Below are 20,350 nucleotides of genomic sequence, written 5' to 3' on the forward strand. Positions count from 1 at the left end.
TTGGAAGGCAAGGCGGACATGCCCGACTTGCTCGGGGGAGGGGATCGGCCGGCGTCGCGCCTGAAGCTGTCGGCTGCGAACAGCCCTCTTTCTCATACCGCCGGCCAGCGCCGGCGTTTCACTACAGAGACCCGACCTCGACATGCTGCGACCCGACGATCCCCATGCCGGCCCGTCCGGCGGCGCCGCGCCGCTGGTCTCCCTGGCCGGCGTGACCAAGCGCTTTCCCGGCGTGGTCGCCAACGACGACGTCAGCCTCGACCTCATGCCCGGCGAGGTGCATGTGCTGCTGGGCGAGAACGGAGCCGGCAAGTCGACGTTGGTGGCCATGCTTTCCGGCCTGCAGCAGCCGGATGCCGGCGAGATCCGGGTCGACGGCCGGACGCAGGCGATCACGTCGCCGCGCCGCGCCCTCGATCTCGGCATCGGCACCGTGTTCCAGCACGCGATGCTCGTGCCGTCCCTGCCGGTGGTCGACAACCTGACGCTCGGCGGCCCGTGGTGGCGCCGGCCCGATCGGGCCGGGCTGGCCCGGCGCATGCGCGAGGTCTGCCGGACCGTCGGCATCACGGTCGACCCCTTCGCCGTCACCGGCCATCTGTCGCTCGGCGAGCAGCAGCAGGTGGAGATCGCCCGGGCGCTGATGCGCGGCAGCCGCGTGCTGATCCTCGACGAGGCCACCGCCATGCTGACCCCGAAGGGGGCGGAGGAACTCGGCGAACTGATGCGCCGGCTGGTCGCCCGGGGCCTTGCCGTCGTCTTCATCACCCACAAGCTCAACGAGGCGCTGGCCTATGGCGACCGGATCACCGTGCTCCGCCTCGGCCGCAAGGTCGGCGAGATCGAGCCGCAGCGCCTGAAGGCCATGGGTGCCGGCGAGGCGACGGCCGAGGTTGTGCGGCTGATGTTCGGTGCGGGGGCGCCGGTCGACGCGGTCGTCGGCGAAGCCATGACCGGCGGTGCGCACCGGCGGACGCAGGCGCCGCCGCTGCTCGAGGTCGAAGGCCTTGCGGTCGAGGATCCGGCGACACCGCTCGTCGGCATCGGCCTGGCGGTGGCCGCCGGCGAGATCCTCGGCGTCGCCGGCATCGACGGCAACGGCCAGAAGCAGCTCGCCGAGGCGCTCGCCGGCCAGCGGCGGATCGCGGCCGGCCATATCCGTCTCGGCGGCCGGCCGATCGAGATGCTGGATGTCGGCGGCCGCCGGGCGGCTGGGCTGCGCTACGTCACCGACGACCGGCTCGGGGAGGGCACTGTCGGCGCTTTCCCGGTCGCGACCAATCTCGTGCTCAAGGAGATCGGCGAGCCGCCGTTCTGGTCGCGCGGCATCGAACGCCCCGCGGCTCTGGCCGCCCATGCCCGGGCGCTGGTGACCGCCTATGACGTGCGCACGCCGGGCATCGACACGCCGATCGGCAAGCTCTCAGGCGGCAACATCCAGAAGGCCCTGCTGGCCCGCGAGCTCTCGGGCGCGGCGCGGGTGGTGATCTTCGCCAAGCCGACCTACGGCCTCGACGTCCAGAACATCCGCGCCACGCGCCGGCGCATCCGCGAGGCGGCGGCGGGCGGCATCGCCACCCTGCTGATCTCCACCGACCTGGAGGAACTCCTGGAACTGGCGGACCGCATCGCGGTGATGTCGCGGGGCCGGATCGTCGGTACCGTCGTCAATGACGGGCAGGCCCGACGGCGAGTCGGCGAACTGATGAGCGGTGTCGCGGCATGAGCCTGGAAACCACCGAGACCCGCGGCGCCGACCAGGCGCCGGCTCGTACGTCCGGCGGCACCGCCGTCCTGCGCGTGCTGGCCATGACCGTCGGCCCGATCGTCGCGGCCCTGGTTCTCGCCGGTGCGATCCTGCTGGCGCTCGGCGTCGATCCGCTCGCCTATTACGGCTATGTGGTGCAGCGCGGCCTGATGTCGCCCTCCGGCCTGCAGGCGACGGTGACGCGCATGGCGCCTCTGCTGCTGCTCGCCGCCAGCCTGATCGTCGCCTTCCGCTCCGGCGTCTGGAACCTCGGCGGGGACGGCCAGTTCCTGCTCGGGGCCGTGACGGTCGCCGCCGCCGCGCCGCTCCTGGCCGAGGTCGTGCCGGCCTGGCTCGTGCTGGTGTTGAGCCTGGCGCTCGGAGCCGCGGTCGGCGCGGCCTGGTCGCTGCTGCCGGCGCTGCTGCGCGCCTACCAGGGCGTCAACGAGATCATCACCACGCTGATGATGACCTTCCTCGGCGTGTCCTTCGCCAATGTGCTGGTCAAGCTCGCCTTCCGCGATCCGGCGACGACGGTGCCGCAGACCCGCACCCTGCCGGTGGACGACCGGCTGCCGCGCCTGTTCGGCACCACCATCTCCAGCGGCGTGCTGATCGGCCTGGTCGCGGTCGTGGTGGTGCACCTCGTCATGACCCGCACCGCCTTCGGCCTGCGGCTGCGCGTCGTCGGCGCCAACGCTGCCGCGGCCGTGCATGCGGGCCTGGCCGTGCCGCGCCTGACGGTGGCGGTGTTCGCCATCTCGGCGGCGCTGGCCGGCATGGCCGGGGCGGTCGAGATCCTCGGCGTGCAGGGCAATGTCCGGGCCGACTGGAACCCCGCCTACAGCCTCACCGTGGTGCCGCTGGTGTTCCTGGCGCGCTTCAACGGCTTCGCCGCCATCGTCTTCGTCTTCCTGTTCTCGGTGCTCTCGATCGGCGGCGAGAGCGCGGCGCGGCGCCTCGGCGTGCCGAACTTCTTCACCCTGGCGATCGTCGCCATCCTGCTGATCATGCTGGCCCTGGCCGAATATCTCGACCAGCGCCGGCGCCAGCGGGTCAAGCCGTGAGGGAGGGCACATGGGCCTGCTGACGGACGCCTTCCTCACCTCCCTGGTCCTCGGCGCGGTCACCGCTGGCCTGCCGCTGCTGCTGGCCGGGCTCGGCGAGCAGATGTCGGAGAAGGCCGGGGTGCTCAATGTCGGCATCGAGGGCATGATGCTCATGGGCGCCTATTGCGGCTTCCTCATCGCCTATGACAGCGGCTCGCTCTGGCTCGGCTTCGCCGGCGGCATGGCCGGCGGCATGCTGGTGGCCGGGCTGATGGCGCTGTTCTGCGTCCGGCTCGGCCTCAATCAGATCGTCATCGGCATCGCCCTGACGCTCGGGGTCGAGGGCATCACCGCGCTGCTGCACCATGTGCAGTTCAGCCAGACCTATCCGCGCCTTGCGGCGGCCGAGACCCTGCCGATCCCGCTGCTGTCGCGGATCCCGGTGATCGGGCCGGCGCTGTTCGACCGGCCGGCGATCGTCTATCTCGCCCTGGCCGCGGTGGCGGTGCTGAGTCTCCTCTACCGCTTCACCCATCTCGGCGTCGCGCTGCAGGCGGCCGGCGACAAGCCGGCTGCGCTCGACTCGGCCGGCGTCGACGTGGTGCGCACCCGGACCGTCGCCGTGCTGACGACCGGCGCCCTGGCCGGCCTCGGCGGCGCCTTCATGGCCGAGATCGGCGCCGGCATCTTCATCCCGTTCATGACCAACGGCGCCGGCTTCATCGGCATCGTGCTGGCCATGCTGGCGCGCGGACGCCCGCTCTGGGTGCTCGGCGGCGCGCTCCTGTTCGGCGCCTGCCTGTCGATGACGACGGCGCTGCAGGTGGCCGGCGTCGACATCCCCACCGACGTCATCCAGATGCTGCCCTTCGCGGCGGTGACGCTGGTGCTGGTGCTGTTCGGCCGCCGGGCCAGCCTGCCCGCCGCCCTGGGCCTGCCCTATGTCCGCGGCGCACGGTGACGGCGTGCCCGGCCGGCGGGAGGACGCGCACCCGGGCCATCGCCTTGAAGCGTCCCAGCCGGTCAAGCATGCGCGAACCCCCTCTCCCGACCGGGAGAGGGCGGGCGCGTCGCTCTCGGCGCAACCGTCCCGGTGCCTACTTCGCCGCGTCGACCTCCTTGAACACCTCGCGGGCGATGCGGAAGCTGTCGAGTGCGGCGGGAACGCCGCAATAGATCGCGACCTGCAGGAAGATCTCGCGGATCTCGTCGCGGCTCAGGCCGTTGTTGAGGGCGCCGCGCACATGCAGCTTCAGCTCGTGCGGGCGGTTGAGCGCCGCGATCATCGCCAGGTTGATCATCGAACGCTCGCGCCGCTCCAGCCCCGGCCGGCTCCAGACCTCACCCCAGCAGTAGCGCGTGACGAGCTCCTGCAGCGGGCGGGTGAAGTCGTCGGCCTCGGCGAGCGACCGGTCGACATAGTCCTTGCCGACCACCTCGCGCCTGATCTTCAGGCCGGCCTCGTACGGATCATTGCTCATCGGTCTCTCCCGTGTGGTTCAAGCCGCCGGGGCGGCGGGTCCGAGGGCGGCGCGGGCCGCCATCTCGACGTGATGTTCGGCTGCGGCACGCGCCGCGGCGCCGTCGCCGGCCCTCAGCGCCGCGACGAGGGCGTCGATCTCGGCCATGGAGGCGCACGTGCGCTCGGGACTGCCGAGGGAGCGGCTGCGCAGCTGGTTGATGCGCGAGTTCAGCCGAGCCAGCAGTTCCGGCACCACGGCATTGCCGGCGCCGGAGCAGAGGCAGTCGTAGAACTCGGCCTTGGCGGTGATGATGCGGTCGAGCCGCCCGGCCGCATAGGCGCGGCGCAGGCTCTCGGCTGCCGCCTCGATCTGCGCCAGGGCGGGCGCATCGGCGCGGACGGCGCATTGTTCGGCGACCAGGCCCTCCAGGGCGGCGCGCACGGCATAGATGTCCCGGGCCTGCGCCGCGGTGAGGCTCCCGACCGTCAGGCCGCGGGCGCCGGCGATCAGCAGGCCCTCGCTCTCGAGCTGGCGCAGAGCCTCGCGCAGGGCGGTGCGGCTGACGCCGAGCTCGGCGCAGAGCTCCTTTTCGATCAGGCGCGTGCCGGCCGGCAGCGCACCGGTCTCGACCAGGCTGCGCAGCGTCGCTGCGATCTTGCGGCGGAGCGGCGCCGCTTCCTTGCGCAGCGGCGCGAGGCCGAGGCCGGAGAGCGCGGTGGTCGCCCGCTCCATGGCTCAGCGGCCGGCCTGGGTGCGCAGGAACGGCAGCACCGCCGCCTCGAAGCCATCGGGCTGGTCGAGGTTGGCGAGATGGGCCGCGCCCGCGATGGTGTGCAGGGTCGATTGCGGGATCAGGGCGGCGATCGTCTCGGACAGGGCCGGAGGCGTGCGGTTGTCGCGGTCGCCGACCACGACGCGCACCGGCACGCGGATGGCGGACATCAGGTCGCGCACGTCGCTGGTGAACACCGAGGTGGCACAGGCGATGTAGGTCTCCGGCGCCATGCCGGCGATGCCGGCGACCAGCGCGTCGAAGGCGGGGCGGGGGGTCTCGGGCAGCAGCGTGTCCTGCGCATAGCGCCGGGCAAACTCGGCCATGCCGACGCTCCGCACGGTGGCGGCGATCGCCTCGGCCCGCTTGGCGCCGGCCTCGCCCTGGTTGGCGAAGCTGTCGGCGATGACCAGGCTGGCGATGCTGTCGGGCGCGAGGCCCGCGAGATGCGCGGCGATCGGGCCTCCCATGGAGATGGCCACGCCGTGCACCGGCGCCACTCCGAGCGCCGCCACCGCGGCGGCGAGGTCGGCGGCGATCTCCGGCACCGTCGGCGCGCCGTTGGCGCTGGAGCGGCCGTGGCCTCGGGCATCGACGGCGATCACGTCGAACTCCGCCGACCAGCGGCGGATCTGCTCGCGCCAGAGCCAGGATCCGGTGCCGAGGCTGTGGATCAGCAGCACGGCCGGGCCGTTGCCGGCGCGCTCGTAGTGCAGCGCTTCGCCGCGGACTTCGATGGTCGGCATGGCGCGATCTCTCCGATAATGTATGACAGTACGACGATATTGATGTCGTACGATAGATTCCCCGCAACGCCCGTGCAAGGGCCAGTCGTACATGAGGAAAGCCATGATGAAGGTTGAGAGCGACGCGGCCGGCGTCACCGTGATCGAGATCACCCGGGCCGAGGACGGCAACCACATCCGCTCCGCCGACCTGCAGACGTTGGCGCGCGTGCTCGACTCCGTCGCCGCGAGCGCCGGCCTGCGCGCCGTCGTCGTCACCGGCGAAGGGGCGGACTTCTGCTGCGGTCGCATCGGCGCCAAGGGCCTGACGGCCGCGAGCGATATCCGCGACGACCTCGACCTGATCCTGCAGGTCAATCGCCGCCTCAACGGCCTGGACGTGCCGGTGATCGCCGCGGTCGAGGGGCGCGCCTTCGGCTTCGGCTGCGGCTTCGCCACCCAGTGCGACCTGACCGTGGCGGCGCGCGATGCCCGCTTCGCCCTGCCGGAGATGAGCCACGGCCTGCCGCCGCTGATCGTCCTGTCCTATTTCGGCAGGTTCGTGCCCTCGAAGAAGGCCTTCGAACTGGCTTTGACCAGCCGCGAGTTCGGCGCGGAGGAGGCGCAGGCCCTCGGGATCGTCAACGAGGTCGTCGCCCCCGGCGGGGCGCTGGCGCGGGCGCGTGAGCTGGCGGCCTCGATCGCGGCCATGGACGCCGATTCCGTGCGGTTGCTGCGCGGCTTCTGCCGCCGCATGGAGGGCATGACCGACGACCACATGGCCGTGTTCGGCGTCAACACCATGGCCCTGTCGCTCTCGGCCCGTGCCGGCCGGTCATGATGGACCGTTGTGGCGAAGGGAGCGGGGCCATGACGGACAAAGTCCTCTTCATCGGCGTCGGACGCATGGGCGGGCTGATGGCGCGGCGCCTGCACGAGGCCGGCGTGTCGATCGCCGTGGCCGACCTGTCGGAGGACGCGCTGGCGCCGTTCCGCGCCCTCGGCGTGCCGGCGGCCGCTTCCGGACGCGACCTCGACGGCGGGGTGGTGATCTCGATGCTGCCGACGGCGGCGCATGTGCGCGAAGCCCTGCTTGGCGAGGACGGTGCCTGCCGCGGGCCGCACCGGCGCGACGCCGTCATCGACATGACCAGCGCCACGCCGGCCGCGACGCTGGCGCTGGGCCGCGAGCTCGAAGCCCTCGGCATCGGCCTGATGGACGCGCCGGTGAGCGGCGGCATGGCCGGCGCCGCCGACGGCTCGCTGACCGCGATGGTCGGCGGGGAGAAGGCCCTGGCCGAGCGTCATGCCGGCCTGCTGGCGCCGATGTGCGCCACGGTGCGGCATGTCGGGCCGCTGGGCGCCGGCCACACGCTCAAGGCCCTCAACAATTATCTGTCGGCCGTCACGCTCTGGTCGTCCTGCGAGGCGCTGCTGATCGGCGAGCGGCTCGGCCTCGACCCGCGCGCCATGCTCGACGTGTGGAGCCACGGCTCCGGCCGCAGCCATGCGGTCGACGTCAAGCTGCCGCGCCACGTGCTGCCGCGGACCTTCGATTTCGGCCAGAGCCTGGAGCTGTTCTGCAAGGACATCGGCATCGCCGTCGCTCTTGCCGCCGATGCCGGCGTGACCGCGCCGGCGCTCCAAGCCGCCGACGCCAACTGGCGGCAGGCACGATCGAGCCTCGGCCAGGCCGAGGACATCACCGGCGTGATGAAACTCCTGGAGGCCTGGGCGCGCGAACGGCCCGGGGCGATGCCGAGCGGCTGAAGCGCACCCGGGCTGCGGCTCGCGAGGGGCGCCGGTTCTCGGCAGGAGGATCCGTCAGTCGGCTCCGCAGCATTTCTTGTATTTGCGGCCCGAGCCGCATGGACAGGGATCGTTGCGGCCGATCTTGCCGAAATGCGGCATCGGCGTCTCCGCCGTTTCGGGGGCCGGTCGGCTTGCCCTCCAACGGTGCAGGGCCTCGACGCAGGCGGGTATCAGGTCGGGACCGCGGGCGACGAGGTCGTCCCGCCCCGGCACCTCGACGTCGCCTGCGACCGTGGCGATCCGCACCAGTTTCGACAAGGTCTCGAAGGCGGAGCGCGTCGCCGCGTCCGCCTCGGCCAAGGCCTCCCAGGCGTCGGGGCGCAGTTCCATGGCCTTCTCAAAGCCGTCGGCCCAGGGTTCCCAGAGGACGTCGCCGTTCCGGGGATCGAGATCGAACACCGGCGCATAGCGGCCCTGGCCGTGATCCAGGGCCGCGGCAACGGCGGCATGGTGCTCCATCACGTGCCGGGCCAGCTTCTCCGCCTGCCGCGTGCGCTCGAAACCCGGTGCATCGTCTGCCCGGCCGGCCCAGACCATCGGCAGCCATTCGGCCGGAGGCACCGGCACCGGCGAGACCACGAGCCCCGCCACGAACCCGTCGAGATCGGTCAGCAGCATCGCCTCGTCGAACTCCAGGTCGAGGAGGTCCTTGCCGAGCAGCTTCAGGCGGCCGGGGAGCTTCTCGGCCCTGCCGCCCGCGCCCGCTCCGGACCGGGTCCAGAGGATGGTTTCGAGCCTCAAATCGGCGAGCCGCGCGGAAAGATCGTCGCCGGCCTCGTCTTCCGATGTTCCGCCGTTGCCGGACGGCTCGATGGCCCCGACCGTCTCGGCGAGGCCGAGGGCATCCCGCACCAGGGCCATCAGCCGCTCCTTGCCGACGGCGACGCGCCAGCGCCGCAGCAAGCCGCCGTCAAACGGCGTGTCGTGGCGGAAGTCCCGCTCGCCGCAGAAATACTGATAGTACGGCCTCTCGGCCCAGTCCCCGGCCAGTTCGTCGTCGTCGCGGTCGTCCATCGCCTTGAGGATCGCCAGCCCGGCGAGCAGCCGCGTCGGCACCGGCGCGCCGCCGGTCTCATCCTGGTAGGCGGGACCGAACTGCGCCTCGATGGCACGCCAGTCGATCGCCTGCGCCAGCCTGGCGAGCGGCTGCGAGAGGTCGAGCACGGCTTCGAGGCGGGCGCCGGCCATGGCTGCGTCAGCGCCCGAGCTGGATGTGTTCTGTGACATGTCCGTGCCTTCATATGCGTCGCGCCCGTCTACGATGTTCGGGGCACCGAGGCCAGCCGGCAGCACGGCCATTCCGCTCGCAGGCCTGACGGATGCGACGGCTCGCCGCGTCAGTGTGCAGCGGGGACGGCGCCCGCCGTACAGGCGTCATTCAGCAAGGGCAGCATGTCGTCGAAGGACAGAACATTGATGGAGATGGCCGCGCCCATGACGTCGCGGGCGTCCTTCGCCGGCGCCAGGTCGATCTTCAGCGACGGGTCGTCGACCAGCTTGCAGAACACCGCCTTCGCCAGGACGCCGGTCAGCGTGGTGCGGCGCTCGCCGTCCGCTGCAGCGAGCGATGCCCCCACCTCGGGGACCGGCCAGAGCGAGACGGCGAGCTGGTCGGGCGGCACGGCGCCCGCTCCTGCAAGCGTCGACATCGCGACGGCCAACTGGTCCGAGCCGCGCTCCCAGGAGAAGGCGAGGAACAGATCGATGCTCATGTCCCGATACCGTCCGGCAACGACATGGCCCAGAGCGTTGAGCCGCGCCGGCCTTTCCGCCGCCGATGCCGCGGCCGGCAGGACGACGCCTCGCGGCGGGAGAAGACCGGTGGCCAGACCGGTCGCGTTCAGCTCCTCGCGCGTCATCCAGTGCATCGAGGCGGGCGTCGCCGTCTCGGCGAGCGTCTCGACGGCATCGCCGATGCCCATGCCGCGGAAATAGTGTTCGATCCGGTCCCGATAGGCCTGATCGAACGGGATGCGGCGGGTCTGGCTGGCAATCTCCTTCTGGCTCACCAGGCGGCGGCTGGCCTCGACCGGAACGCCGCCGACGAGGCGCCGCCGGATCGAATAGGTGCGCTTGTAGCGGATGAAGGTGGCGATCCGCACGCCCTGATGGACGCCGACCAGGGCGCCGATTGGGACAAAGCGTCCGGCGCCGGCCGCCAGGATGGCCGAACAGGCCGAGGCGCAATAGCCGCGTCGGCCCGACGGCGAGCCCGGCAGGCCAAGGCCGCCGCCGCAGTCCCCGCCCTTGGCGGCGCAGGCGGCGATGTCGGTATGGCCGACGACGACGTCGAGGCGGCGCGCCCGGATCAGCCGCCCGATCGCCATGGCGGCGTCGAGGTCGCCGCCGCCGGAGGTGACGACGACCGGCGGCCTGCCGACGTCCTTGCGGCCGAGCACGCGGCGGAACTGCGCGAGCGTCTCGCCGGTGATCCGGCCCTCGGCCGAGATCCAGGTGGCGCATCGTGGCTCGCAACCGGCCTCGTTGCTGCGCACCAGCGCGACCCGCATCGCCGGTTCCTCGGGTTTGGCCGGCTGTGTGGCTGCCGGGGCGGGACCAAGGCTGAACAGGAGGAGAGCAAGCACCACGATGGCACTGCGCATGGACGCACCGTCCGATCGACGCGCTCCCCAATCCCGCCGGCATTCCACGCCATTCCCATGCGTTATGCAAGTGGTCAATGCATCCCGCATCGTCTATGTGCCGCGCAGGTCGGGCAGCTCGATCCGCCAGCTGCCGTCGCCGGTCGTGGCCGCGTCGAAGCGGGCATCCAGGAACATCCCGATCACCGCCATGTTGGTGCGCGTGTGCGGCGTCGGCTCGACCGTGGTGAAGCGCCCGCCGCGGCCGAGCGCCATCGGCAGCAGCAACTGGTCCGCCAGGAACGGCCCGACGGCGCTCCCCGTGCCCAGATAGGCCCGCACCGCGCCGGCGACGGTCCTGGCCACGGCTTCGGCCGAGAGGCCGCGCTCGCCGAAGCCGGTGAAGACTTCGGTAACGTTGGCGAAGGCCAGGGTGGCGCAGAGCACGTTGCCCTGGCCATCGGCCGCCTCGCTGCGCGGCCGCAACTCGTCCGCCGGCCAGCCGAGTTCGGCGCCGAGCGTGTCGAGCTCGCGCCGGGCGATGGCGGCGGGCAGGTTGGCCAGCACCGCCTCGGCCAGGCGGCTCAGCGCCGCGCCGCGCTCCGTCAGTTCGAGCCGCTGCAGCGGTCCCGCCACGGGCGCGATCGTCGCATGCACCTCGCCGCCGCCGGCCGGATAGAAGCCCGGGCGATGCAGCTCGGCGCGGATGTCGTAGCCGATCCGCCGCAGCGCCGGCAGCAGCGCCCGGTCGAGGAACTCGAAGGGCGGCGCCTGGCCGTTGTGGGTGCCGCCCCGCAGCACGAGGCGCGAGGCGCCGCCGGCGAGGGCGAGCGGGAGCATCACCGTCTGCAGCACCAGGGCGGTCGAGCCGGCGGAGTTGACGGCGAACTCGTAGGCGCCGGCGGCCACCGGGCCGGGATGGAAGATCAGCCGCTTCGAGCCGAGCTCGTCCCCGACGATCTCGGCCCCGCACACCGCCGCGGCGGCGCGCACCGCGGCCAGGTGCTGGCGCAGCAGGCCGGGCTTGGCGCGGCCGGCGCGGATGCCGTCGATGCGGAACGGCTTGCCCGTCACCATCGACAGCGCCAGGGCCGTGCGCAGGATCTGGCCGCCGCCTTCGCCCTGCGCGCCGTTGATGTCGATCATTCCCATTTCCTGTCTTCTTTGCGGCGGCCCACCCGCTCATCCCTTGACGCAGACGATCTGGCGCAGCGTGTGCACGACCTCGACGAGATCGGCCTGCGCCGCCATCACGGCCTCGATGTCCTTGTAGGCCGCGGGCGTCTCGTCGATCACCGCCTCGTCCTTGCGGCACTCGACGCCGGCCGTGGCGGCGACGTGGTCGGCCAGGGTGAAGCGGCGCTTGGCCTCGGTGCGCGACATCACCCGCCCGGCGCCGTGCGAGCACGAGCAGAAGCTTTCGAGGTTGCCGCGGCCGCGGACGATGAAGGTCCTGGCGCCCATCGAGCCGGGGATGATGCCCATCACGCCCTCGGCCGCCCGCACCGCGCCCTTGCGGGTCACGAACACGTCCTTGCCGAAATGATGCTCGCGGGCGACGTAGTTGTGGTGGCAGTTGATCGCCTCCAGCTGCGCCTCGAACGGCTTGGCGATCAGCGGCCGGACGGCCTCGATCGCATGCTGCATCATCACCTGGCGGTTGGTCGCCGCATAGATCTGCGCCCATTCCAGCGCCTCGACATAGTCGTCGAACTGGCTGGTGCCCTCCGGCAGATAGGCCAGATCCCGGTCCGGCAGGTCGATATGCCAGCGGCGCATCTCCTCCCTGGCCCTCTCGATGAAGTAGGTGCCGATGGCGTTGCCGACCCCGCGCGAGCCCGAATGCAGCACGAACCAGACCCGGTCCGCCTCGTCGAGGCAGATCTCGAGGAAATGGTTGCCGGTGCCGAGCGTGCCGAGCTGGATGGCGGTGTTGGCCTTGGCGAGCTTCGGATGCTTGGCGACGATGGCGTCGAAGCCGGCCGCAAGCCGCGACCAGGCCGTCTCTGTGGCCGACGGCAGCTCGCCCCAGGAGCCCTTGTCGCGTCCGTCGCGGCCGGCCGTGCGTCCGTGCGGCACCGCCTGCTCGATCGCGGTGCGGATCGGCGCCAGCGTATCCGGCAGGTCGGAGGCGGAGAGCGAGGTGCGCACCGCCATCATGCCGCAGCCGATGTCGACGCCCACCGCGGCGGGAATGATCGCGCCGACGGTCGGGATGACCGAGCCGATGGTCGAGCCCTTGCCGTAATGCACGTCCGGCATCACAGCCAGCCACTTGTGGATGAACGGCATGCCGGCGGTGTTGAGCAGTTGCTGCTTGGAAGCCTCGTCCACCGGCACGCCGCGGGTCCACATCTTGACCGGCGCGGCGCGCGCCGTCCGGGCCGCGTCGAAGGCCTCGCTCAGGAAGTCATAGTTGCGCTGATCCGTCATCGTCATGTCTCGTTCTGTGCGGGCGGGATCGGGCTCGGCATCTGGCCGAGGAAGGCGGGTGGGACGACGTCCGTCAGCCAGACGCCGTTGTCGGCCTGACGGAAGGCGTGTCCCGCGCCGTGCATGGCGCGGGCATCGATTTTGAGGATGACGGGCCGGCCGTGACGGCGGCCGACGGCGAGCGCCGTCGCCGGATCGCCCGACAGGTGCACGTCCCGGCGCGAGCCAGGCTTCAGGCCCTCGGCCAGGATGGCCGCCAGGAAGCGGGACGCCGTGCCGTGATAGAGCAGATCCGGCGGCGCTTGCGCGGCGAGCCCGAGATCGACCGCGACCGAATGGCCCTGCGTCGCCCGGATCCGCGCGCCGTCGGCGGAGAGGGTGAAGCGCTGCTTGGCATCGGCCGCGACCGTCTCCAGCAGCATCGCCCGGTCGAACACGGTGCCGGCGGCCGCGCTCCTGGCGATCAGCTCGTCGACCGCGGCGAAGCCTTGCGGGTCGAGCGACAGGCCGACGCTGTCGGGCGTGTGGCGCAGGATGTAGCTCAGGAATTTGCCGAGGTGGGACATGGTTCTCTCTGGCCTTTCACGCATGTCTGGCGCTGCCGGGACGCCCGGCCCCTTCCGGGAGCAGGGCGTCCCGGCGATGACGGCCGCGACGACGAGGAGATGGCGAAACACTTGCTCTATCCGATTGAGCTACGGGCCCGCGGATGGTGGACCCGACGGGATTCGAACCCGCATCCTGGAGGTGACAGCTCTGTAGTTTCGCCGGCATTCGTCGCAGCCGCGTTCCTTTCCGTGGTGTATCGGGTGCGCCGCCCGCTCTCCGCCGGCGCGCGGCATACCGGTTCGATGTGGTGGTGGGGAGCCATGACGACGAGATCGGAGGAACGCCTGCTCTACCTTCTGAGCTACAGGCTTGCGCCCGGCGGGACTCGAACCCGCGACCAAGCCATCGGTGATGTAGTTCCACCAGCATTCGTCATGTCGCCCCTCAGCCGGTCATTCCAGGCCGAGGCGGCGCCGTTCGTATTTTCGTCGTCGCCCCGTCGTTCCCGGTTCCTGCCACACGAGTCGATGCGGCGGTTCTCGCCCATGGATCGACGTTCCGCGATGACCGGCCCGCGACGACGAGAGTGGACGGAACCTCAGCTCCCCGTCGGAGCGCGGGCCGGCATGGAGGTCGGCCCGGTTGGAGTTGAACCTACAATGGAGTTCCGTTGGCATTCGTCGCGATCCTGATTCTGGTCCCGCTCGCGGCCGGCGCGATGTCGGCCATGACGACGAGATCGGCGAAACTCTCGCCTTGCCGACCCGGAGGCCGGCTCGGCGCGCCTGCTCTACCCGCTGAGCTACAGGCTTGCGCCTGGCGGGATTCGAACCCGCGACCTGGCCAATGCGAATGTAGTTCCACCAGCATTCGTCATGTCGTTCCCGCGCCGGCCGCTTCAGGCCGGGCTTTCGGTCGTTCGAGGAGACATCGTCACGGTCCCCGTCCTTCGGTAGCGCTGCCTTGCCTCAGTCGCGCGGCAGCGGAGTTTGTTCAATGACTGCGGTCGCGGGATCGGCCGCGACGACGAGGTTGGCGAAACCACTGCTCCTCCAAGATCGGAGCACGAGCCCGTGAAAGGTGGGCCCGGGTGGGGTTGAACCAATGGAGTTCCACCGGCATTCGTCGCGGCCTTTCCCTTTGCGGTGTCCATCGGCGGGTTGCCCGAGGCAGCCTGCCGACATGGTGGTCGCGCCCGCCTGTCGGCCATGACGACGAGAGTGGCGAAACGAACGCTTCGACGGCTCGAAAGCCGGCTCGGCGCATCAAGTCTCCCAACCGAGACGGTAGGCCGCGAGCAAGCGCGGCCCGCGGGAGTCGAACCCGCCATTGGTGGAGTTTCGCCGGCATTCGTCATGCCGTTTCGAATCTTTCGGCCTAGCAGGCTGCTGAAAAACTGCTTTGTTCACGGGACGTGCCGCAATCGGAATGAGTCCGAAGCCGAATCGAACCGGGTACATCGGGGACTTTTTCAGCAGCCTGCTAGTGCGACAACTGTCCAGCTCCGCCGGCACCTTGGCGGCCGGCGAGGAAGTCATAGGCCGCCTCCAGGCTCTCGTGAATCCACGGAACCGGCTCGTCCGTGAACTGCAGCGCCAGGGAGAGGACGGCCTCCTTGCAACGCTCGCCGACGATGACCGCGAGCCCGTGCTGATCGCCGCCTGGATAGGGAACAGCGGTGTAGACCAAGTCCAGCAGGTCGCCCCAGACATAGATCAAATTGCGAAAGTCGAAGATGACGGAGGAGGGGTCGGCCGCTTTCACGCCGATGACGGCTGCCGCGTACATGAATTCCGCATCCGGATTTCCCTTGCAGCCGAAATGGTACTCCCCATCGAACCCGATCACGAGGATGCCGCGGCTATCCCCCTCCACGAGGTGATAGCTGACGTTGATCTCGATCGGATCACCCCAATGACGGTACTCGTCGAGTTCGCTGAGGTCGCCGGGGTCGAAAGGTGTCAATTCAAGTTGTTTCATCTTTTTCTTGCCTTGGTCCCGGCGCCGCTTCGGACCGCGGCCCGCCGGGGTTCAATCTCTCTGGTGTGGTTCCGCCGGCATTCGTCATGCCGCATCAATCCTGTTCGCCGGCCGTGGCGACGAAGGGTGCGAGAGTGAGCTCCCGGTAACGGTGAGCCGGGCGACGGTGCCAGTCCGCCAGCGCTCCTCATGGTGGGCAAAATGGAGTCCCGCATGCATTCGCCACGATCGTTGGAGAGGGCCGGGGGGACGAGGGAACCCGGGACAACCCTGCCGCAGCAGGCGCTCGCGCGTATCCGTCGCCGGACCGTCCACGAACCCGATGGAGTCCTGGGAGCATTCCCCCCGGCCGTTGTCGTCACAGCTCGATCCGCTCGATCTCGCCGACCCAGCGGTCGGCGCCGAGCTCGCCCCTGGCGAAGGCGTCGATCACCTCGAACACCGCATCGGAGAAACCACCGATGTTGAGGATGTCCGGGCGCTCCTGCGCCTGCGTCGTGCCATAGGGCTGGATGTCGATGCAGACCAGCCGGGCCTTCGGGTTGTTCGCCCGCACGGCCTCCCAGGCCTGCATCATCGCGGTGCCGCGCTGCGGCTGGTCCGTCGCATCCACCCAGGACTGGTTGTCCGAGACGAACACGACGAGGTCGACCGCGGCGCGCTCCGCCGCCAGCTTGTGGAGCGGCGCCGAGCAATTGGTGCCGCCGCCGCCCACCGCCGCGAGGCGGGTCGCGTTGGTCATCACCGAATCGCGCGGGTTGAGGTCGATATCGACCACCGCCTGCTCGAACGGGATGACCCGCGCCGACCGGTTGGCCCGCAGCACCGAGGCCGCCACCAGGGCGGCGACGTCGATGCAGCGCACGGAGGTCGTCGCACCCTTGCGGTAGCCGGTGACGGGCGAAGCCATCGACCCAGACACGTCCGGGCAGACCACCACGCGGCCGGGCAGGGCCGGCACGTTGGCGACCGCGACCTCCATCGCGTCCTGCAGGGCCTCGCGCACCGGCCTGGGCACCCCGCCCGTCATGGCGTAGGCCGCCATGAGCTGGTACGGGAACACCCGGGCCCTGCGGATCGCCTGCGGATCCTTGAGCCGCGCGGCGACATGCTCCGCGAATCCCTCGACCTCGAACGCGCCGTGGCGCGCGAAGGTGTTGAGGTTCATGCGCAGCATGTGCCAGCCGGCCTGCCGCCCGATCGCCGCCCAGTGCTGCCCGGTGAGGGGCAGCGCGGTCAGCATCTGGAACGGCACGTCCGGCACCGCCAGGCGCGGATCGCGCTTGAACGCCTCGAACGCGCCCACCGGCTCCGGCAGGGCGCCGGCGTCGTAGGGCCGCCCGATCAGCCAGGCGTAGAGCGCCCGACGCGCGGCGTCCGCCGGCTTCGGGTGCACCATCCGGATCACGTCGGCGAGCGAGGGATCCTGCCCGACCGAGGCGCGCAGGATCTCGGCGACCGAGGCAGTCTCCAGCCAGGCCTGCACCAGCTTCTTCGGGCGCGTCCCGAGCGACTTGCGTCCCACGGTCCCCGACCGCATCACCTGCACGAAGTTGCGCAGCATGCGGCCATTGTCGACCACGCGGGCGAAGACGGCCGGAAACTCCGGCGAAGCCAGCGTCGACAGGAGGGCGGTCAACACGGCCGGCATGTCCTTCATGTGGCCCTTCCGGCGGGCATAGACCGCCAGCCGGGCGATGAAGGCCGGCTCGACTTCGGCGGCCGCGGCGAGCACGTCGGCGAGCTGGGCCTGCGCGTCGGCATAGAAGGTGCCGTTCATGGCGCCCGTCATCGCCAGCTGCGCCAGCCGGTGCTTCGGCGTGAACGCATAGGCCGGCGCCCGCTCATGGTTGCGGGCGGTCGCGCCCGGCAGCATGCGCCCCACGAAGGACGCGAAGATGGACTTGTTGGCCATGGCGGCCTCCTCGACTGTCGTACGAGGCGATATCAGCGAGGATCGTGCCAAGTGCCGCAGGCGTGCTTCAATTTTTTCATAAGACATTGAATTTTATCGATAAATTTTTTCATGGCGATTTCCGCCGCTGTTTACCCTCCATCGACAGATCCAGAAAATCGAGATACTGATATAGGAGTGTATACAATAGGATCAGAGCGAATGCCGCGCCGCGTCGTCATCGGCTTTCTCGGCACCACCATGGATGCGGGCAAATGGGAGAGCCGCTGGCAGCGCTGGCGGCCGACCGTGGCGCTCTGCCAGCACGAGGATTTCCTGGTCGACAGGCTGGAGCTTCTGCACGACGCCCATGCCGAGACCCTGGCGGGCCGGATCGCCCGCGACATCGCCCAGGTCTCGCCGGAGACGCAGGTCCGGCTGCACCTGATGAACCTGAAGGATCCCTGGGATTTCGAGGAGGTCTACGGCGCCCTGCACGACTTCGCCCGCGCCTATCCCTTCGAGCGCGAGCGCGAGGACTATTTCGTCAACATCACCACCGGCACCCATGTCGCCCAGATCTGCTGGTTCCTGCTGATCGAGGCGCACTACATCCCGGCGCGCATCCTGCAGCTGACGCCGCCCAAGCGCTGGCAGGACGGCGGCGTCGGCGGCTACGGCACCATCGACATCGACCTGTCTCGCTACGACCGCATCGCCACCCGCTTCCGGGTCGAGACGGAGGAGGCGACCTCCTTCCTCAAGTCGGGCATCGCCACCCGCAGCGAGGTCTTCAACCGGATGATCGAGCGCATCGAGCAGGTGGCGATCCGCTCGCGCGCGCCGCTGCTGCTGTGCGGGCCGACCGGCGCCGGCAAGTCGCAGCTGGCGCGGCGCATCTACGACCTGAAGAAATCGCGGCATCAGGTCGAAGGTTTGTTCGTCGAGGTCAATTGCGCCACGCTGCGCGGCGACGGCGCCATGTCCGCCCTGTTCGGCCACGTCAAGGGCGCCTTCACCGGCGCGCTGCAGGAGCGGGCCGGCCTGCTGCGCTCGGCCGACCGCGGCATCCTGTTCCTCGACGAGATCGGCGAGCTCGGCGCCGACGAGCAGGCGATGATCCTGCGCGCCATCGAGGACAAGCGCTTTCCGCCGGTCGGCGCCGACCGGGACGTCGCCAGCGACTTCCAACTGATCGCCGGCACCAACCGCGATCTCGCCGGGGACGTGGCGGCAGGGCGGTTCCGCGAGGACCTGCTCGCCCGGCTCAACCTGTGGACCTTCGACCTGCCGAGCCTGCGCGAGCGGCGCGAGGACATCGAGCCGAACATCGAGTTCGAGCTGCGCCGCCACGCCAAGGCCGAGGGCGTCCAGGTCGCCTTCAACCGCGAGGCCCGCGACCGCTACCTCGCTTTCGCCATGGCGCCGGAGGCCGAATGGCGCGCCAATTTCCGCGACCTCGGCGCCTCGATCACCCGCATGGCGACGCTCGCCCCGTCAGGGCGCATCAACGAGGCCATCGTCGACGAGGAGATCGAGCGCCTGCGCCGCCTGTGGGCCAGGCCGGCGGGCGACGACGACGGGGCGCTGCTCGACGGCCTGCTCGGCCCCGGGCGCCCGGCGCTCGACCTGTTCGACCGAGTCCAGCTCGCCGAGGTCGTGCGCGTCTGCCGCCGGCACGGCTCGCTGAGCGCCGCCGGACGCGCGCTCTTCGCGGCCTCCCGCGCCCAGAAGACCAGCGCCAACGATGCCGACCGGCTGCGCAAATATCTCGCCCGCTTCGGGCTGGACTGGCGGCAGGTGGGCGGCGGCTGAAGCGCTTTGCGATTTGACGGAATCGTGTCAAGTCGCAAAGACGCGTCGAAACAAGGAGTTGGAGCAAAGCGCGTTTCCTCCGAAACACGCTTTGCTCTACTGTCGTCGTTCCGACGCGATTCCGATCGCCGTGTCGGCGGCACGACGCGGAATACTGGATCGACGAAGGGGGCCGGGCCGGCGGCTCGGCATGAACCGTCGGGGGCGGAACGCCGGACTGCCCGCGCGGCGGCTGCGATCCCCGAGAAGCAAGGAGTGCGTGATGGCGACCAGGCGGAACCGGCGGCACGGGCCGTCGACGCGGGCGATCCACCTGGGCTACGACCCGGCGACGGCGCAGGGGGCGCTGACGCCGCCGATCTACATGACCTCGACCTATGCCTTCGAGACGGCGGAGCAGGGGGCCGAGATCTTCGGCGGCCAGCGCGAGGGCTATGTCTATGGCCGCACCAGGAACCCGACGCAGGGCCTGCTGGAGGAGCGGATCGCCGACCTCGAAGGCGGGGAGGCCGCCCTGGCCGTGGCCTCGGGCATGGCCGCGATCGGCTGCCTGTTCTGGACGCTGCTCAAGGCCGGCGACCGGGTCGTCGCCGACAAGATCCTCTATGGCAACTCCTTCGCCTTCCTGACCCGCGGCGTCGGCAAGTTCGGCGTCACGGTCGAGCTCGTCGACTTCACCGACCTCGACGCGGTGGCAAGGGCGGTCACGCCGGGCACCCGGGCCGTCTATTTCGAGACGCCGGCCAACCCGAACCTGCGCATCATCGACATCGCCGCGGTCAGCCGGATCGCCCGGCGGGCAGGGGCGCTCACCGTCGTCGACAACACCTTCGCAACGCCGATCCTGCAGCGGCCGCTGGAGCACGGCGCCGATTTCGTCATCCATTCCGCCACCAAGTACCTCGGCGGCCACGGCGACCTGCTGGCCGGCATCCTCGTCGGACCGGCCGCCGCGGTGAAGGAGATCCGGGCGCACGGCCTGCGCTATCTCACCGGCGCCACCCTGTCGCCGCTGACCGCCTTCCTGGTGCTGCGCGGCCTCAAGACGCTGGAGCTGCGCATGCGCCAGCATTCGGCCTCGGCGCGGACGATCGCCGAAATGATGGCAGCCCATCCGGCGGTCGAATCGCTCGCCTACCCCGGCCTTCCGGCCTCGCCCGGCCATGATATCGCCCGGCGCCAGATGTCGGCCGGCGGCGGCCTCGTCGCCCTCGAGCTGAGGGGCGGCGTTCCCGCCGGCATCGCCTTCATGAACGCGCTCCGGCTGGTGAGCCGCGCCGTCAGCCTCGGCGATGCCGAAAGCCTGGTCCAGCATCCCGCCAGCATGACCCATGCCACCTACGGGGCGGAGGAGCGAGCCCGGCACGGCATTTCCGACGGCCTGGTGCGGCTGTCCGTCGGGCTGGAGAACACCGAGGATCTGCTCGACGACATCGAGGCCGCCCTCGATGCGGCCGGCGAGTCCGTCGGCTGATCGCGGGATTTCGACACCGGCGCCGTCATGGTTAACTACATCTTTACGGGTCGTC

At 70.5% G+C, this 20,350-nt stretch carries 17 protein-coding genes; 7 read left to right on the plus strand and 10 right to left on the minus strand.

The features are described 5' to 3' along the window. Positions 1 to 142: 142 nt before the first annotated feature. From AC27L4_RS22320 to AC27L4_RS22330, 3 genes are read left to right on the plus strand one after another with little or no spacing between them, the layout of a single operon-like run. The gene (locus AC27L4_RS22320) at positions 143 to 1,726 is read left to right on the plus strand and encodes a putative B6 ABC transporter ATP-binding protein (protein ID WP_487144576.1); all 1,584 of its coding nucleotides are present in this window, start codon (positions 143 to 145) and stop codon (positions 1,724 to 1,726) included. Then, on the plus strand, positions 1,723 to 2,814 hold the full coding sequence (locus tag AC27L4_RS22325; protein WP_487144577.1) for a putative B6 ABC transporter permease subunit 2: 1,092 nt from the start codon (positions 1,723 to 1,725) through the stop codon (positions 2,812 to 2,814). The genes AC27L4_RS22320 and AC27L4_RS22325 overlap by 4 nt, the downstream gene beginning before the upstream one ends. 10 nt (positions 2,815 to 2,824) lie before the next feature. Then, positions 2,825 to 3,757, plus strand: a complete 933-nt coding sequence (locus tag AC27L4_RS22330) for a putative B6 ABC transporter permease subunit 1 (RefSeq protein WP_487144578.1) — start codon at positions 2,825 to 2,827, stop codon at positions 3,755 to 3,757. Between the two features lie 136 nt (positions 3,758 to 3,893). Here AC27L4_RS22330 and pcaC read toward each other — a convergent pair whose 3' ends face one another. The 3 genes from pcaC to AC27L4_RS22345 are packed head-to-tail and all read right to left on the minus strand — an operon-like array spanning position 3,894 to position 5,777. After that, positions 3,894 to 4,277, minus strand: coding sequence for a 4-carboxymuconolactone decarboxylase (pcaC, locus tag AC27L4_RS22335; RefSeq protein ID WP_487144579.1), 384 nt, complete (start codon positions 4,275 to 4,277; stop codon positions 3,894 to 3,896). 18 nt (positions 4,278 to 4,295) lie between these two features. Then, entirely contained in the window at positions 4,296 to 4,991 is a 696-nt protein-coding gene (locus AC27L4_RS22340) for a GntR family transcriptional regulator (protein ID WP_487144580.1), read from the minus strand. Between the two features lie 3 nt (positions 4,992 to 4,994). Continuing rightward, positions 4,995 to 5,777 carry an alpha/beta fold hydrolase gene (locus tag AC27L4_RS22345; protein ID WP_487144581.1) on the minus strand — a complete coding sequence of 261 codons (783 nt, stop codon included), beginning with the start codon at positions 5,775 to 5,777 and terminating at the stop codon, positions 4,995 to 4,997. Positions 5,778 to 5,883: 106 nt separating this feature from the next. On the opposite strand from AC27L4_RS22345, the gene AC27L4_RS22350 reads away from it, so the two are divergent. Continuing rightward, the gene (locus tag AC27L4_RS22350; RefSeq protein ID WP_487144582.1) at positions 5,884 to 6,597 is read left to right on the plus strand and encodes an enoyl-CoA hydratase/isomerase family protein; all 714 of its coding nucleotides are present in this window, start codon (positions 5,884 to 5,886) and stop codon (positions 6,595 to 6,597) included. A 29-nt stretch (positions 6,598 to 6,626) separates the two neighbouring features. Continuing rightward, positions 6,627 to 7,526, plus strand: a complete 900-nt coding sequence (locus AC27L4_RS22355) for an NAD(P)-dependent oxidoreductase (RefSeq protein WP_487144583.1) — start codon at positions 6,627 to 6,629, stop codon at positions 7,524 to 7,526. 54 nt (positions 7,527 to 7,580) lie between these two features. On the opposite strand, the gene AC27L4_RS22360 is transcribed toward AC27L4_RS22355, so the two are convergent. From AC27L4_RS22360 to AC27L4_RS22390, 7 genes are all read right to left on the minus strand, one after another. Beyond that, the gene (locus AC27L4_RS22360; RefSeq protein ID WP_487144584.1) at positions 7,581 to 8,795 is read right to left on the minus strand and encodes a UPF0149 family protein; all 1,215 of its coding nucleotides are present in this window, start codon (positions 8,793 to 8,795) and stop codon (positions 7,581 to 7,583) included. 110 nt (positions 8,796 to 8,905) lie between these two features. After that, complete coding sequence (locus tag AC27L4_RS22365) at positions 8,906 to 10,171, minus strand: COG3904 family protein (RefSeq protein WP_487144585.1); 1,266 nt, start codon at positions 10,169 to 10,171, stop codon at positions 8,906 to 8,908. A gap of 93 nt (positions 10,172 to 10,264) precedes the next feature. Next, the gene (gene rtcA, locus AC27L4_RS22370) at positions 10,265 to 11,296 is read right to left on the minus strand and encodes an RNA 3'-terminal phosphate cyclase (protein ID WP_487144586.1); all 1,032 of its coding nucleotides are present in this window, start codon (positions 11,294 to 11,296) and stop codon (positions 10,265 to 10,267) included. A gap of 36 nt (positions 11,297 to 11,332) precedes the next feature. Beyond that, complete coding sequence (locus AC27L4_RS22375; RefSeq protein ID WP_487144587.1) at positions 11,333 to 12,589, minus strand: RtcB family protein; 1,257 nt, start codon at positions 12,587 to 12,589, stop codon at positions 11,333 to 11,335. Continuing rightward, on the minus strand, positions 12,586 to 13,149 hold the full coding sequence (locus tag AC27L4_RS22380) for an RNA 2'-phosphotransferase (RefSeq protein ID WP_487144588.1): 564 nt from the start codon (positions 13,147 to 13,149) through the stop codon (positions 12,586 to 12,588). The genes AC27L4_RS22375 and AC27L4_RS22380 overlap by 4 nt, the downstream gene beginning before the upstream one ends. Before the next feature lie 1,465 nt (positions 13,150 to 14,614). Continuing rightward, positions 14,615 to 15,112, minus strand: a complete 498-nt coding sequence (locus AC27L4_RS22385; protein WP_487144589.1) for a hypothetical protein — start codon at positions 15,110 to 15,112, stop codon at positions 14,615 to 14,617. A gap of 358 nt (positions 15,113 to 15,470) precedes the next feature. Then, positions 15,471 to 17,027, minus strand: a complete 1,557-nt coding sequence (locus tag AC27L4_RS22390; protein ID WP_487144590.1) for an RNA-binding protein — start codon at positions 17,025 to 17,027, stop codon at positions 15,471 to 15,473. A gap of 201 nt (positions 17,028 to 17,228) precedes the next feature. Here AC27L4_RS22390 and rtcR point away from each other — a divergent pair, with 201 nt between their 5' ends. Next, complete coding sequence (rtcR, locus tag AC27L4_RS22395) at positions 17,229 to 18,821, plus strand: RNA repair transcriptional activator RtcR (protein WP_487144591.1); 1,593 nt, start codon at positions 17,229 to 17,231, stop codon at positions 18,819 to 18,821. Positions 18,822 to 19,083: 262 nt separating this feature from the next. Further along, the gene (locus tag AC27L4_RS22400; RefSeq protein WP_487144592.1) at positions 19,084 to 20,295 is read left to right on the plus strand and encodes a trans-sulfuration enzyme family protein; all 1,212 of its coding nucleotides are present in this window, start codon (positions 19,084 to 19,086) and stop codon (positions 20,293 to 20,295) included. Positions 20,296 to 20,350: the final 55 nt, after the last annotated feature.

The organism is Labrys sp. Lb11, from assembly GCF_057554225.1.